At 31.5% G+C, this 15,100-nt stretch carries 16 protein-coding genes and 1 pseudogene; 12 read left to right on the top strand and 5 right to left on the bottom strand.

Translation table 11 applies throughout. The features are described 5' to 3' along the window. The first annotated feature begins 75 nt into the window (after positions 1–75). From AC2D8K_RS06850 to AC2D8K_RS06835, 4 genes are read left to right on the top strand one after another with little or no spacing between them, the layout of a single operon-like run. Complete coding sequence (locus AC2D8K_RS06850) at positions 76–825, top strand: amino acid ABC transporter ATP-binding protein (protein WP_002450289.1); 750 nt, start codon at positions 76–78, stop codon at positions 823–825. Next, positions 822–1,679: an amino acid ABC transporter substrate-binding protein gene (locus tag AC2D8K_RS06845; RefSeq protein WP_002450288.1), complete on the top strand. Its 858-nt coding sequence runs from the start codon at positions 822–824 to the stop codon at positions 1,677–1,679. The genes AC2D8K_RS06850 and AC2D8K_RS06845 overlap by 4 nt, the downstream gene beginning before the upstream one ends. Before the next feature lie 4 nt (positions 1,680–1,683). Then, entirely contained in the window at positions 1,684–2,367 is a 684-nt protein-coding gene (locus AC2D8K_RS06840; protein ID WP_002450287.1) for an amino acid ABC transporter permease, read from the top strand. 12 nt (positions 2,368–2,379) lie between these two features. Further along, entirely contained in the window at positions 2,380–3,069 is a 690-nt protein-coding gene (locus AC2D8K_RS06835; RefSeq protein ID WP_002450286.1) for an amino acid ABC transporter permease, read from the top strand. A gap of 50 nt (positions 3,070–3,119) precedes the next feature. Here AC2D8K_RS06835 and yut read toward each other — a convergent pair whose 3' ends face one another. Continuing rightward, on the bottom strand, positions 3,120–4,034 hold the full coding sequence (gene yut, locus AC2D8K_RS06830) for an urea transporter (RefSeq protein WP_002450285.1): 915 nt from the start codon (positions 4,032–4,034) through the stop codon (positions 3,120–3,122). 269 nt (positions 4,035–4,303) lie between these two features. Between yut and AC2D8K_RS06825 the strand changes: the two genes are divergently transcribed. From AC2D8K_RS06825 to AC2D8K_RS06795, 7 genes and pseudogenes are all read left to right on the top strand, one after another. Next, on the top strand, positions 4,304–4,606 hold the full coding sequence (locus tag AC2D8K_RS06825; protein WP_002450284.1) for an urease subunit gamma: 303 nt from the start codon (positions 4,304–4,306) through the stop codon (positions 4,604–4,606). A 49-nt stretch (positions 4,607–4,655) separates the two neighbouring features. Next, positions 4,656–5,027, top strand: a complete 372-nt coding sequence (locus AC2D8K_RS06820; protein WP_484698352.1) for an urease subunit beta — start codon at positions 4,656–4,658, stop codon at positions 5,025–5,027. Continuing rightward, a complete protein-coding gene (gene ureC / locus AC2D8K_RS06815; RefSeq protein WP_002450282.1) occupies positions 5,027–6,742 on the top strand; it encodes an urease subunit alpha in 1,716 nt (571 codons plus the stop codon). The genes AC2D8K_RS06820 and ureC overlap by 1 nt, the downstream gene beginning before the upstream one ends. A gap of 14 nt (positions 6,743–6,756) precedes the next feature. Then, entirely contained in the window at positions 6,757–7,209 is a 453-nt protein-coding gene (ureE, locus tag AC2D8K_RS06810; protein ID WP_002450281.1) for an urease accessory protein UreE, read from the top strand. Further along, entirely contained in the window at positions 7,202–7,891 is a 690-nt protein-coding gene (locus tag AC2D8K_RS06805; protein WP_002450280.1) for an urease accessory protein UreF, read from the top strand. The genes ureE and AC2D8K_RS06805 overlap by 8 nt, the downstream gene beginning before the upstream one ends. 11 nt (positions 7,892–7,902) lie before the next feature. Further along, a complete protein-coding gene (ureG, locus tag AC2D8K_RS06800) occupies positions 7,903–8,517 on the top strand; it encodes an urease accessory protein UreG (protein WP_002450279.1) in 615 nt (204 codons plus the stop codon). Next, positions 8,517–9,352: pseudogene (locus AC2D8K_RS06795) on the top strand (urease accessory protein UreD). Before ureG ends, AC2D8K_RS06795 begins: the two are co-directional and overlap by 1 nt. A gap of 358 nt (positions 9,353–9,710) precedes the next feature. Here the strand turns inward: AC2D8K_RS06795 and AC2D8K_RS06790 are convergent. The 4 genes from AC2D8K_RS06790 to AC2D8K_RS06775 all read right to left on the bottom strand — a co-directional run bounded on the left by AC2D8K_RS06790 (position 9,711) and on the right by AC2D8K_RS06775 (position 13,564). Further along, complete coding sequence (locus tag AC2D8K_RS06790; protein ID WP_002465419.1) at positions 9,711–10,052, bottom strand: transcriptional regulator, SarA/Rot family; 342 nt, start codon at positions 10,050–10,052, stop codon at positions 9,711–9,713. Between the two features lie 422 nt (positions 10,053–10,474). Beyond that, positions 10,475–10,801 (bottom strand): hypothetical protein, encoded by a 327-nt coding sequence (locus AC2D8K_RS06785; protein ID WP_002450276.1) that lies wholly within the window; start codon positions 10,799–10,801, stop codon positions 10,475–10,477. A gap of 32 nt (positions 10,802–10,833) precedes the next feature. Next, positions 10,834–11,550, bottom strand: coding sequence for a transcriptional regulator, SarA/Rot family (locus AC2D8K_RS06780; RefSeq protein WP_002450275.1), 717 nt, complete (start codon positions 11,548–11,550; stop codon positions 10,834–10,836). 40 nt (positions 11,551–11,590) lie between these two features. Further along, complete coding sequence (locus AC2D8K_RS06775; RefSeq protein WP_484698298.1) at positions 11,591–13,564, bottom strand: helix-turn-helix transcriptional regulator; 1,974 nt, start codon at positions 13,562–13,564, stop codon at positions 11,591–11,593. A gap of 619 nt (positions 13,565–14,183) precedes the next feature. Between AC2D8K_RS06775 and AC2D8K_RS06770 the strand changes: the two genes are divergently transcribed. After that, positions 14,184–14,933, top strand: coding sequence for a CHAP domain-containing protein (locus tag AC2D8K_RS06770; RefSeq protein ID WP_002450273.1), 750 nt, complete (start codon positions 14,184–14,186; stop codon positions 14,931–14,933). The last annotated feature ends 167 nt before the right edge of the window (positions 14,934–15,100 follow it).

Raw genomic sequence — 15,100 nt, 5'->3', positions numbered from 1 at the left:
AATCACAGAATCCCTACTTTACCGATAAGAATTAATGTGATAAGTTAATTTTAATGAAAAAGGGAGGTTAGCAACTTGATCAAAGTAGAACATTTATCTCATTTTTACCATTCAAATCAAGTGCTTAAAGATATTAATTTTTCACAGCAAAGGGGAACAGTGACAGCTATTATAGGTCCAAGTGGTTCTGGGAAGACCACTTTACTCCGTACATTGAATGCTCTTGCTATTCCTTCAAAAGGACAAATCACAATTGATGAGTGCCAGTTCAATGCCGAGCAACACAATAAAAAAGATATTTCACACCTGAGACAACAATCAGCAATGGTCTTTCAAAGCTATCAACTATTTAAAAATAAAACTGTGCTTGAAAACATAACTGAAGGTCTTATTTATGGCCAAGGTAAGAGTAAAAAGGAAGCTATACATATTGCTGAAGAACATTTGCGTATGGTTAATTTAATTGCACATAAGGATAAATACCCAATTCAACTTTCCGGAGGTCAAAGCCAACGTGTAGGCATCGTACGCGCACTTGCACTTAAGCCCAAAGTCTTACTATTAGATGAACCTACTTCAGCATTAGATCCTGAGTCTATTCAAAGTATTTTAAACTTAATCAAAAGTATCGCACAACAAGGTATGACGATGGTTATAGTGACGCATGAAATTAGCTTTGCACAAGCGATTGCCGATCAAATTTTGTTTATTGATAACGGTGAATTAATTAAACAAGGCACACCTAACGATGTACTACACCAACCAAGTAACGAACGCATCCAACGTTTTATTCAACGAATTAAAACAGAGGAGGATGTAACTTGAAACATATTAGAATGTATTTCATATTAACCATTCTCATATTAAGTGTCTCTCTTCTTTATTCATGCTCAAATGACAAAGCACAGCACGCAACGAAATCACATCCCAAAGAAGTTAAAGTCGCACTTTCAGCTGAAGTTAACCCACCCTATCTGTATACCGATAAAAACAATCATTTTATAGGGCTAGATATGGAATATATGAAACTATTAGAAAAGAAATTACCGCAGTATGATTTTAAATATGAGGTTGGCGAAGAAGAATCTAATTTAGTAGGTATTGGTTCTAAAAAGTTTGATATGGGCATTAATTGGTTCTTTAAAACGCCTGAAAGAGAGAAGCAGTTTTTATACCAAGATGTGCCGTATAGTTACGCACTACCTATGTTCGCAGTTAATAAGAAGAATAATGATATACATCAACTCAGTGACTTAACTCAAAAAAGGTTAACACCTATGGCTCCGAGTGGCGGTTTATTTTCAATATTAAAGCAATATAATCAGACTCATGATAAAAAGATAGATATAGATACGATTCAATCACCTTCTAACGGTGACAACTTGAAGATGGTTGGTAATGGACGTCGTGACGCTATGTTTCTAAATTGGAATACATATAAAGCTATTCAAGACAAAGTTCACGAAGACGTTAAGATTGGTGGCATCGTTAAAAAAGAACCGCTTCATATTGTTTACAATAAAGATAACCAACAATTACATGATGATATCGATCAAGCGACACGTGAATTAAAAAAAGAAGGCAAGCTTCAACAATTATCTCAAAAATACTTTGATATCAATGTGTTCGATGATTTAAACAAGATCAATCATCACAAAGATCAATTGGAGGTGAAATAGCTAAATGTCTGCTACACAATGGTTAGATTTATTTAAACAAGTTGTCCAACAATTGCCCATTACTTTAGTCATGATAATATGCGCACTCATATTAGCCACTATATTAGGTTTAATACTTACTATGATTCGTATAAAGCAAGTGCCCTATCTATCAACATGTGTAAGAGTCTATCAATCATTTATGAGAAGTACACCACTTCTTCTTCAATTATTTTTAGTTTACTTTGCCTTACCTCAATTTCTATTAATATTTCAGATCAATATTAATCATTTCGATCGATTATTTTTTATTATTTTAGCATTCAGTCTACATAGTGCAGCCTATTTATCTGAAGTATTTCGAGCAGGTTATGTATCGGTAGATTATCGTCAAATTGAAGCTGGGCTTTCAGTAGGATTAAGTTATCCAAGAATCTTAAAGGATATCATTATACCGCAAGCATTAAGAAACAGCATACCCAATTTAACAACTCAAATCATTGAACTCATAAAAGATACATCATTAGCTTTCACTATTGGCATTATAGATATGATGGGACAAGTTCAACTGATTATTGGAAATAATTATGGGTTAGGTATGTTAGAAGTATATGTTGTGATTTCTATTATCTATTGGTTACTTGCATTAATTATTCAGGGAACATTTACAATTATCAGTAAAATTTCAGAAAAGCCTTATCAAGTTTAGGGGGACATTCAAGTGACTTTTATTTTCCATACTATTATTGAAGTTTTAAAAGGTGTACCTAACACTTTAGCAGTAACTTTAATTGCCATGTGTGTAGGTATACTAATTGGATCCATATTTGCTCTGATTCGTTTACATCAAATTCCTGTACTATCTCAATTTGTAGTTATCTATAATTCATTTTTTAGAAGTACACCATTAATAGTACAATTATTTGTGTTTTATTATGGCGTCCCAGCATTCATTCTTTGGTTTAACGCCATATGTCATACATCTATGAATCCAGATATGGTCCCTCCTTTATTGATTGCAGCTATCACTTTTTCATTACATGCAACGGCTTACTTATCCGAATCAATTAAAGGTGGTTTACTTTCAGTAGATACAAAGCAAATTGAAGCCGCACAAACTGTAGGATTATCAAAATGGAATGTTTATCGACGTATTGTATTTCCACAAGCATTTGGATATGCACTACCTAATATTGAAAACCAATTTATTATGTTATTAAAAGGGACTTCCCTTGCTTTCGCTGTCCAAGTAACAGAAATAATGGCAATTAGTACTGAAATGGCTAATGAAGGCTATCAATTTGTACCAGTTTATACTGTCGCTGCAATATTTTATTGGGCATTAGCGATTATTATTGAGCTCATCTTCCATAAGTTAGAACTCCATACAACCCATTATTTAGTGTCATAAAATGAAACTCTGGAACGCGCTTTTTAATAAGCGTGCACCAGAGTTTTTAATTAATTCTTGTTCTCAATCTCTCTATGAGGACGACCAGCAAATAACATGATCCATGTTGCTAGAATAAATGGCATCGTCAATGATGGCAAACCAATGGGTTCAAGCATTGTATTCAAACCTAAATTCAATAAAACAGTTAATAATAAACCGAGGAATGTTGAGAAATATGTATTGATACTCGTCTTGAATGTGGTACCTAATGCTATTGCTGTTAATATTAAATTATAACCAAATAAACCTTGATTAATGTCATTCACATTACCACCTAACATAGCTACAATAACAAAACCGAGTACATTACCTAAAATGGCATATACCGTTGCTTTTCTAGAATCGATTAAGATCCCAATTAATATGAGCAAACCTGCCCATATACTAGGTAAGATAAACACTTCACTAAATCCTTCTAAAGTGGTTTTAATGATATTTACATGTTCAGAACTATGGTTCTTCACAATGGATTCTACAGTTCCCGGAATAATATTCAACGGTGTTTTGACCGCTCTCACTTGTTCTGATATTGAAATAGCAAACCAAGTTACAATAACAAATGGTGCTGTTAACATTGCTATACCATAAGGTTTTAACCATTCTCTAATAGCTGAACCAATTGGTAAAGTTAACACAGTAGCCACAATCGTTATCAAAATACCTGCCCAATTTTCATTTAAAAACAAAGTTAATGCAATGGCAGTTAACACTGGACTAAAACCCGCTAAACCATCATTAATTTCTTGTTCGGAATAGTTAACATGTGGCGCTAATACATATGCGATTATACTTCCAACGAGTGCACTTAATCCCACTTTCCAATTACCAATAAATAAAGCAATTAACACTAATAATCCTGTGTAATGATTATTAATTAATAACACTTGGGATATATTCTTTAAAATAATACTTACTGCTTTCATGGCATATGCTCCCTAATTTCATAATTATCATGATACATCACTTTTTAAAAAATGTGTATAAATATGTTATTTACTCTTTTTATATAATATACGTATTAATAAAATTAAATGTTTTTTATAATTGCATTCTAAAAATCAAATATTTTGTGCCTTTTATTTAAAATTTGAAACTTATCGACTCATTATACTTGTTAATTATTAAAAATCGTCCTAATATAAAATTTGCAAGTTTATTTTGCAATTATAAATATTTGAAAGAAGGGATTATTTTGCATTTTACACAACGAGAGCAAGATAAATTAATGATTGTTGTGGCTGCAGAAGTCGCTCGTCGCAGAAAATCACGAGGCCTTAAACTAAATCATCCAGAAGCACTTGCTTTAATTAGTGACGAATTATTAGAAGGCGCAAGAGATGGAAAAACAGTAGCTGAATTAATGAGCTTTGGTAAAACAATTTTAAATGAAGAAGATGTAATGGATGGTGTTGCAAGTATGATTACTGAAATCGAAATCGAAGCAACATTCCCAGATGGAACTAAATTAATCACTGTCCATCATCCAATAGTTTAAGGAGGACGTTAATATGATTCCTGGAGAAATTAAAATTTAAAAAACAGATATTGAAATAAATCCAAACTTACCGGAAACGGTACTTGAAGTTAAAAATACTGGCGATCGCCCTATTCAAATAGGCTCACATTTCCACTTTTTTGAGGCTAACTTAGCTTTGGATTTTGAACGCGACAAAGCTTACGGTAAACATTTAGATATTCCTGCTGGTGCAGCTGTCAGATTTGAACCTGGAGATGTCAAACAAGTCCAACTTGTAGAGTATGCAGGTAATCGTAGAATTTATGGCTTCCGCGGATTTGTAAATGGTCCAATCGATGGTTCCCGTGTATATCGTCCAACTGGCGAAGACGATAAATATGCAGGCGTATTCAATGACGAAGGCCATGATAATGTCAATAAAAAAGGTGGTACGAAATAATGAGCTTTAAAATGACACAATCACAATACACAAGTTTATACGGTCCAACCGTTGGTGACGCTGTAAGATTAGGTGATACTAACCTATTTGCAGAAGTTGAGAAAGATTATGCTAATTATGGTGACGAAGCTACTTTCGGGGGTGGGAAATCTATTCGTGATGGTATGGCACAGAATCCTAACGTAACTCGTGATGATAAAAATGTAGCCGATTTAGTTTTAACGAACGCAATGATTATCGATTATGACAAGATTGTTAAAGCGGATATCGGAATTAAAAACGGCTATATTTTTGCAATCGGTAAAGCGGGTAATCCAGACATTATGGATAATGTGAATATCATCATCGGTAGTACAACAGATATCATTTCTGCTGAAGGAAAAATCGTAACAGCTGGTGGTATCGATACTCATGTTCACTTTATCAATCCTGAGCAAGCCGAAGTTGCTTTAGAAAGCGGTATTACAACACATATCGGTGGTGGTACTGGTGCTTCAGAAGGTGCAAAAGCAACAACTGTAACACCTGGCCCTTGGCATATTCATCGTATGTTAGAAGCTGCAGAAGCATTACCTATCAATGTTGGTTTCACAGGTAAAGGTCAAGCAGTCAATCATACAGCACTTATCGAACAAATACACGCGGGTGTCATTGGCTTAAAAGTGCATGAAGACTGGGGTGCTACACCATCAGCATTAAGTCATGCGTTAGACGTAGCAGATGAATTCGATGTTCAAATTGCACTTCATGCCGATACATTAAACGAAGCTGGATTTATGGAAGATACAATGAAAGCTGTCAATAATCGTGTCTTACACATGTATCATACTGAAGGCGCTGGTGGCGGACATGCACCAGACTTAATTAAATCAGCTTCTTATTCAAATATTTTACCTTCATCTACTAACCCTACACTACCTTATACACATAATACTGTAGATGAGCATTTAGATATGGTTATGATTACACACCATTTAAATGCTTCAATTCCAGAAGATATTGCATTTGCAGACTCACGTATTCGTAAAGAAACCATTGCTGCTGAAGATGTATTACAAGATATGGGTGTTTTCAGTATGATTAGTTCTGACTCACAAGCGATGGGACGTGTCGGTGAGGTCATCACGCGTGCATGGCAAACTGCTCATCGTATGAAAGAACAACGTGGTCCATTAGAAGGCGATTCAGAGTATAACGATAATAATCGTATTAAACGTTATATTGCGAAATATACAATTAACCCTGCTATTACACATGGCATTTCTGACTATGTTGGTTCAATTGAATCTGGTAAATTAGCTGACTTAGTATTATGGGATCCTGCTTTCTTTGGTGTTAAACCTGAGCTTGTAGTAAAAGGCGGTTTAATAAATGTAGCAGTTAATGGTGATGCTAATGGTTCTATCCCAACCTCAGAACCTATGAAATATCGTAGAATGTATGGACAATATGGCGGTAATATTACTCATACAGCTATGACATTTGTCTCTAATACTGCTTATGAAAATGGTATTTACAGACAACTTAATTTACAACGTATGGTAAGACCTGTTAAAAATATCCGTAACTTGACTAAAGCAGATATGAAGAATAACAGTGCGACACCTAAATTAGATGTTGATCCACAAACATATGAAGTTTATGTTGATGGGGAAAAAATTACAAGTGAACCAGCAACTGAGTTACCATTAACTCAAAGATACTTCTTATTCTAGGAGGATGCAAATTAATGATTATCGAAGAGATTCAAGGCAATATAGCCAATTTATCAGCTGAAGAAAAAAATAAGCATGTTGAGAAAGTTTATCTAGAAAATTCTGATCTAGTTAAACGTATTCAACGTGTTAAAACAGATCACGGTAACGAATTAGGTATCCGATTAAAACAACCTATCGACTTACAATATGGTGATATTTTATATCAAGATGAAACCAATATGATTATCGTAGATGTTAATTCTGAAGATTTATTAGTGATTAAACCACGTAATTTAAAAGAAATGGGAGATATCGCCCATCAACTTGGTAACCGTCATTTACCAGCACAGTTCACAGAAACTGAAATGTTAGTTCAATATGACTATCTTGTTGAAGATTTACTAAAATCTTTAGGCATTCCATATAGTCACGAAGATAGAAAAGTAAATCAAGCATTTAGACATATAGGTCATTCTCATGATTGATCATCAAAATTTACGTTTATTTCAGTTCTGTGATTCACAATTTCCGACGGGTGCTTTCAGCCATTCATTCGGATTAGAGACCTATATACAACGTGAATCAGTCAATAATGATGTCACTTTTGTGCAATGGTTAAAACTATTTTTAAATGAACAACTAACGTATTCGGATGGTCTTGCGATGAGAATCGTTTATGAAGCTCTTGAAGCAAATGACTTAGATAAGATTTTACGTATGGATCAACTTATATTCGTACAAAGTATTCCTAAAGAAACACGTGTTGGTGCAAAACAAATGGGAACTCGTATGGTGAAATTAGCGATGGAATTATACGATAGCGAATGGATTAATTGGTATCATGAACAAATGAAAAGTAAAAAAGCCAAATTACATCCAGCTATTTGCTTCACTTTGCTTGGCTATCACTTAGGTGTTGATATAGAAACAATCATTGATTATTACCTTTATCAAAATGTATCAAGTTTAACACAAAATGCAGTGAGAGCTATCCCTTTAGGACAAACAGCGGGTCAAAAAGTGGTTACACAAATGGTGTCATATATAGAAGAAACGAGAAATCATATTTTATCACTTGATGAAAGCGACTTTGGTATGACAGCACCTGGTTTAGAATTAAACCAAATGGAACATGAAAATGTTAATGTAAGAATCTTTATTTCATAGGAGGTATCAGTATGACTGAACCAATTAAAATTGGAATTGGTGGTCCTGTTGGTGCAGGTAAAACCCAATTAATAGAAAAAGTAGTCAGACGTTTATCTAAAGACATGAGTATCGGCGTTATAACAAATGACATTTATACAAAAGAAGATGAAAAAATCTTAGTTAATACAGGTGTCTTACCTGAAGATAGAATTATCGGTGTTGAAACAGGCGGTTGCCCTCATACAGCAATTCGTGAAGATGCTTCTATGAACTTTGCTGCTATTGATGAGTTATTAGAACGTAATGATGATATTGAACTAATCTTTATTGAATCTGGTGGCGATAACTTAGCAGCGACATTCAGTCCTGAACTTGTTGATTTTTCAATTTATATCATTGACGTAGCTCAAGGTGAAAAAATCCCTCGTAAAGGTGGACAAGGTATGATTAAATCAGACTTCTTCATCATCAATAAAACGGATTTAGCACCACATGTTGGCGCGTCATTAGAACAAATGGCTGAAGATACAAAAGTATTTAGAGGCGACAGACCATTCGCGTTTACTAACTTGAAAACAGATGAAGGTCTTGATGAAGTGATTGAGTGGATTGAACGAGATACATTACTTAAAGGATTATCGTAATGTCTCAACAAGCTTGGACAGGTCAACTTGATTTAACCGTATTTAATAATGGCAGTCGTTCAGTTGCACGTGATATCTTTTTTGAAAAAGCATTAAAGGTTATTCGTCCTGTATATTTAAACGGATCAAACATCCCTACTTTCTATATTGTTAACGTAGGTGGAGGTTATCTAGACGGTGACCGTTATTCAATGAATTTCAATATTGAAGATAATGCAAGTGTCACGTTGACTTCTCAAGGTGCAACCAAAATTTATAAAACATTAAACGACCGAGTTGAACAATATCAAACATTCCATTTAAAACCAAACGCATACATGGAATATATTGCAGATCCAATTATTGCATATGAAAATGCTAAATTTTATCAATACAATCGCTTTGACTTAGATCAAACAAGTGCCATGTTTTATACCGATATCCTTACACCTGGCTACTCATCAGAAGATAAAAATTTTTCTTATAAATATATGCATTTAGTAAATGAAATATACATTGATGATGAATTAGTAACTTATGATAACCTTATGTTAAATCCCGAAAAAATTCAATAGATTCTATTGGTTATATGGAAAATTATACTCATTTAGGATCAGCTTATTTTATTCATCCTAATGTAAATCAAAGATTTATCGATGAGGTTTATGATCAAATTAAACATTTTGAGAAAGAATTAAATTGTCGACTTGGCATTTCACAATTACCAACACACGGGCTATCGATTAGAATTTTATCTAACCGTACACAGTATATTGAAAAGATCCTTGAAACAGTTCAAGCTTATATCGCTAATATGCTGTATGATAGAAATTTAAATTTCTTAAGAAAATATTAATATGAATCAAGTGTCAAAATGATTAAAATTTAAAAAGGCTTGGTTGCCATTTGGTAACCAAGCCTTTCTTTATTTGAAAAATAAGGGGCGAAGCTAAATTATGTAATTAAGATGCTATTCAGTTTGTGGTTAATGGATCATTTTTATCGTATCTACAATAAGAAAACATTCATTAACCTTGAAACACACCCATTTTCCAATAAGTTTATAATGATAAACACCTATAATTCCCTAGCTACACGATAAAAGCGTAACAACTAATGCTCCACTTTCTTACTCAATTCCAAAACTTACTTTCCATCACAATTAATTATCTGAATTTGAACCATTAAATATAAAATATAATAAAACAAGTCACTTAGATATATTGTTCTAATTCATCAATGAGTTGCTTAATTTTATCCTTTTGTTCTTTTGTAACAAAAACTATTACTGTACGTTCGTCATGCACGCTTCTCTTTTTAGATAATAAATTTAACTCTTTTAATTTTTGTAATGCTTTAGTTAAGTAATATGGTTTAAATTCAGAACATGTTGCAATTTCTTTAGACGATATTTCATTAGATTCACTTTTTAATATGTAATTCAGAATATAAATTTCTTCATAGTTAAGATTATATTGCTTTTTAGTATCTCTAAAGAATTTTTTCACTTGAAATGTAGCGTCAACTAAATCATTAATATTTTTTATTTTTGCCATTCTAAAACCACTCCTCTGATGCACATCTTGTTGTAGCAAGGTTCACATAATTTCATCTTACTGAATTGATCTCCACCCATGTTACAAAGTTCATTTTAAACAAACAAGTTTAAAAATTAAATAATTTTATTACTCGAATTTGCATTTATATATTTATTTCTTTTCTCAAACATTTATTTAACTTTTTTCAAGGTTATTAAATTAAATATATCACAATTTTACCACTTATTCTGAAAGTGTATATTTTAAATATTTTATAATTCCTATTTGATTAGTTGGTTTTTTAAAAATAATAAATTGGCAAGCAATATAAATATAAAAATAACGATATGCCATAATAATGCGAATTGTAATGGCATATCGTTATATATAATTAACAGTATTGTTAATATCTAATTCAAATACTTCATAAATATGTTCGATTAAGCTTGTATTTTTTCTTTTACGAAATCTACAAACGCTTGAACATCGTTAGATTTAAAATCATGCATTGGAATTTGGCCAATATTAAACTCAAATAAAATTGTTTCACCATCGAATTCAATATTGTTAACTTCATCGTAACCAATATTTCTATAATAGAATTGACCATTCATATCTACATTCATAATTAAACGCTCAGATGTAGCTATAAATGCACCCTCAAATTGAGATTGTCCTTGAACTTGGTAATCCATAATTCCTAATACTGAAGGACCTTTCTTCTCTGTTGGAAATAAATCATTAGGATTGACATTATCTAAAATCATACACAAACTCCTTCTATCTTTTACTCACCTATTTATATATCTTTAATTCCCTCTTTTAAAATTTCGTAACATGATTCGATAATAGAAACTACTAAGCTCATATTACAATGTTTTATTTTAAGTATGATAGACCGTTCATCTTCAACACATCTTTCTTTTATTATATACCCTTTTTGTTTCAATTTTTTTATATTTGGGCTTAAAGCTCCAACGCCTCTTTGCGTTTGATATCTCATATACTTTATCGTCATTTCATTTTCATTAATAAGTAAAGTCGCTAACACATATAGTTCTTCTATTGTAAGATTATATTCATTTAGGCATTGATTAATATAACTCATCATTTCATTACAGGTTATATAATACTGAATAGAATGTTTTGTTCTAGCATTTATTATTAATTGATTAGAACTGATGATCTCAAGTAGTTCACTAAACAAAAAATGTATTTTTTCTTTTTGTAATTCAGTTATGGTAATACTCAGTTTGCGCTGGTCTTCATCCTTACGTTCTTTCAATATCCAATGATGTTGGTATAAGTATTTTAACATTTGTAGTATCTTTGTTTTCTGTTCGAACTTTGTAAGATGGTTAAGATCAATATATTTCTCGTTGTTATTCTCGTTGACTAAGAAATAAAGTAATTTAATATGATCAAGTGTTAAATGGTATGAATATTTTAAATAATCATTTGCTCCTTTAATAATCATGTAGTGTGCAATAAAGAGCTCTATTTTTACATTTGACATGATAAACCTTCCCCTTTTCATACCAGCCATACGTCATTAACTAAACTAAAATATTAATATGAACAATTGCTATACTTGGAAGTTGTATAATGTTTTCGCCTGTTTCTCTTTTACAAATTTCACCAATCCAATATAAATTTTCTGTTTTTACCTCACTGGTGATTAATTGCCTATCTCCTTTAGTTGACTTCATAAAAGTTTGATAGTCTATCATGTTAATTTCAGCATGATTGATATTAGTTATATTTGCGAAATTTAATTGAACAACATCAATATTAGGATTTTTAGTCATAGGTATATCTAAGAGTACAATACACTGATATTCATTTCTATAATGTGACACTATCAAGTAATCATTCTCATAAATAACATTACCACGCAATTGATTGTATGCATCTAATAAAAATAAAGTAGAAAGCGCGCTTGTAATTTGAGATGGTTGTATATCTTTCATGTCTATATCATCCCAATGTAAATAAACAGAATTAATATTTTTTAGTTGATTAAAAATTTCCTTAAAATGTTTAAAATCCGATTGTTTGATAAAACTTGTATGATTATCCTGTATTAAATTGCTAATCATTAAATTTTCATTGTTATTTAAATTTAACTCTCTCATATGATTTAAAGGTACCATAATCATATCCACTAGACTTTCCACTCTATGAAGCTGCTTTAAGTGGTGGTGATTAGGAGCCCAAATTAAAAGATAATCATCAAAATATAAATGCAATAATTGTTTAAACGTTTTAATTCCATCAATATTGCACCCTTGAATTAAAAATTCTAATTTTTCATTTTTAAAACGCCTCGTTATATTAAACAATATTTTAATCAATTTCTGGATAGCTATTTTTTCCAATGAAGTCAATTTCTCTGACTGTTCTGTTTTAATTTTATAAACGGGAATCATATTAACATCATTTAGCATCTTCAAAAGTTGATTTAAATGACCTTCAAATACTTTAATTTGCTTTATAAGTAAATTGAATTCGACTTCTATAATGATATGAATAGGATTACATCTATAATTCAATTTTTCTTTTAATTTCAACAAATCAAAATGACTAAGTGTCATTAATTTATTTATTTCTATATACAAGTGATAAGGGAGAACCGCCCTACACTGTTGATTTAATGGAAAGTCAATATCGATGAACATAGATGTATGTTGTTTATCTTTATTAACGTGGTTTAAAAGTCTTAATATACTTTCGTCCAATTTAATTTCTTTCGTTTGATTATTAGAGATAGATGTCTCTATATATTGTTTTCTAATTAATTTGGGAGTTTGACCGTAAGCATCTTTAAATAGCTTTATAAACCTAGAATAATGATTAAATCCGTGTTTTATAGCAATATACTCGATTGATTGATCTGTTGATAAAATGTCAATCAAACAAAATTTAAGTCTAATATGATTTAAATATTGGTTAAAACTATAATAAGGTGTATGTTGAAACATTTGAGTTAATTGATGGCTTGGCACATTTGTTGCATTCACTAATTCATTTTTATTTATTTTTCTTGAGTGGTTGTCTACTAAATAATTATGAATAGGTTCTGAAATAAGTGACACGCCTTGCTTTTCCTTTATATCTGAGGCGATTGAGCATAATTCAATACATAAGTATTTGATAACTTTATCAATCATCATTTCTTCTGTTTGGTTTATACATTTTAATTCAATTAGCTTTGCTATTAAATCAATAATTTTCGAGTAATTCGCCGTTTGTATTTCTCCACCTTCTAATCTTGTACGGTGGGTTACGAATCTTAAGAAATCCTTAGTTGAAACTTCTATTAAGCATGCTATAGCTTGGTTTTCACTTTTAATTTGATATACATCATTCATCATAACGAGTAAAACACGCCCAGGACATAACTCATATTCTTTTAAGTTAATGAACACTTTACCTGTCCCTTTTAACCAATAAATAAGTTTGATATTTGATTCTTTGCTATTATTTATAATTAAATTCTGAAATATTCGGACTGAATAGTTTTCTATCATGTTGTTTCCTCACGCTGCTTACAATAACATCATCCATATAAATTTATGTATTGATTTAATAAATATCTCTTAATTAGATAACCTCTATCTTCACAGTCAATTTTATACTGATTTAACATCCTATAGTATCAATTCTTTTAAAAATTATATCAATTTTTATTTATATTAAAATAGCATGTTTTAGACTAATTGTTACTTTATCCATTTTTCTATATATTTTATCCCTTGATGAGGCCAATCATATTATCAAGATTAGTAAACTTTTTACATGTAATATTAAATGATGTTGTCCCACGCTTTAATTTATTATTCATCCTTTAAAATATAATACAATTTAAATTTTCTGTAAGTTTACAGATATGTAACACATTTTTTCGTAATATTTTAATTTCATTCAATAAATAGCTTAACCATCATATTTTAACAAAATCTTTGCCCTATTATTTTTAATTTAAGTTGTGTAACAATATTAGCAAAAAATTACAAATCCATAACAACGCCCACAAATCCAATTTTTTTTGGTAAAGTATTGCTTGTCGTTAAGAACGAATTCAATTACTTAAAAACATAGCTTACATGCTATTAAAATTATAAAAATAAATTGGAGGATATTTATCAAATGAAAAAAATCGCTACAGCTACAATCGCTACTGCAGGAATCGCTACTTTCGCTTTTGCAAACCATGATGCTCAAGCAGCAGAGAATAATAATGGTGGATATAACCCAAATGATCCAACTTCATATAGCTATTCATACACAATCGATCAACAAGGTAACTACCACTACACTTGGCAAGGTAACTGGAGCCCAGACAAAGTAAATCATAATAACAGCTACGATTATGGTTACAATACTCAAGCTTACAACAATTACAATAACTACAATTATAATAATTATGATTATGGGTATAACACTCAATCTTATAACACACCACAACGTACAGGTGGTTTAGGTGCAAGTTATTCAGCAACAAGCCATAACGTACATGTAACTACAACATCTGCACCATCTTCAAATGGTATTTCATTATCAAGAGCAACTTCAAATGGAGGTAACTTATACACTGCTGGACAATGTACATATTATGTATATGACCGTGTAGGTGGAAAAGTTGGTTCAACTTGGGGTAACGCTAATAACTGGGCAAACGCTGCAGCAGCTGCAGGTTACACTGTAAATAATCGTCCAGCAGCAGGTGCTATTTTACAAACAACTCAAGGTGGATTTGGTCATGTCGCTTACGTTGAGAGTGTTAATAGTGACGGTTCAATTCGCGTTTCAGAAATGAACTATGGACATGGTCCTGGTGTTGTAACATCACGTACTATTTCAGCTAGTCAAGCTGGTTCATATAACTATATTCACTAATATTTTAATTACATTCAAAAACCGAGTATAACATTCACAAATTTGTGAATGTTATACTCGGTTTCTTTATATGATTGCAACTATTATATTAACGATTTAATTGAGACAAATATCTAAAAGACTGTCTCGTTAATAACCAAGTAAACCAGGTAACATCGCTACAACCT

The organism is Staphylococcus sp. 510, from assembly GCF_057219715.1.
The sequence above is the reverse complement of the archived record's forward strand: the minus strand, read 5'-3'. Positions and strand labels throughout refer to the sequence as shown.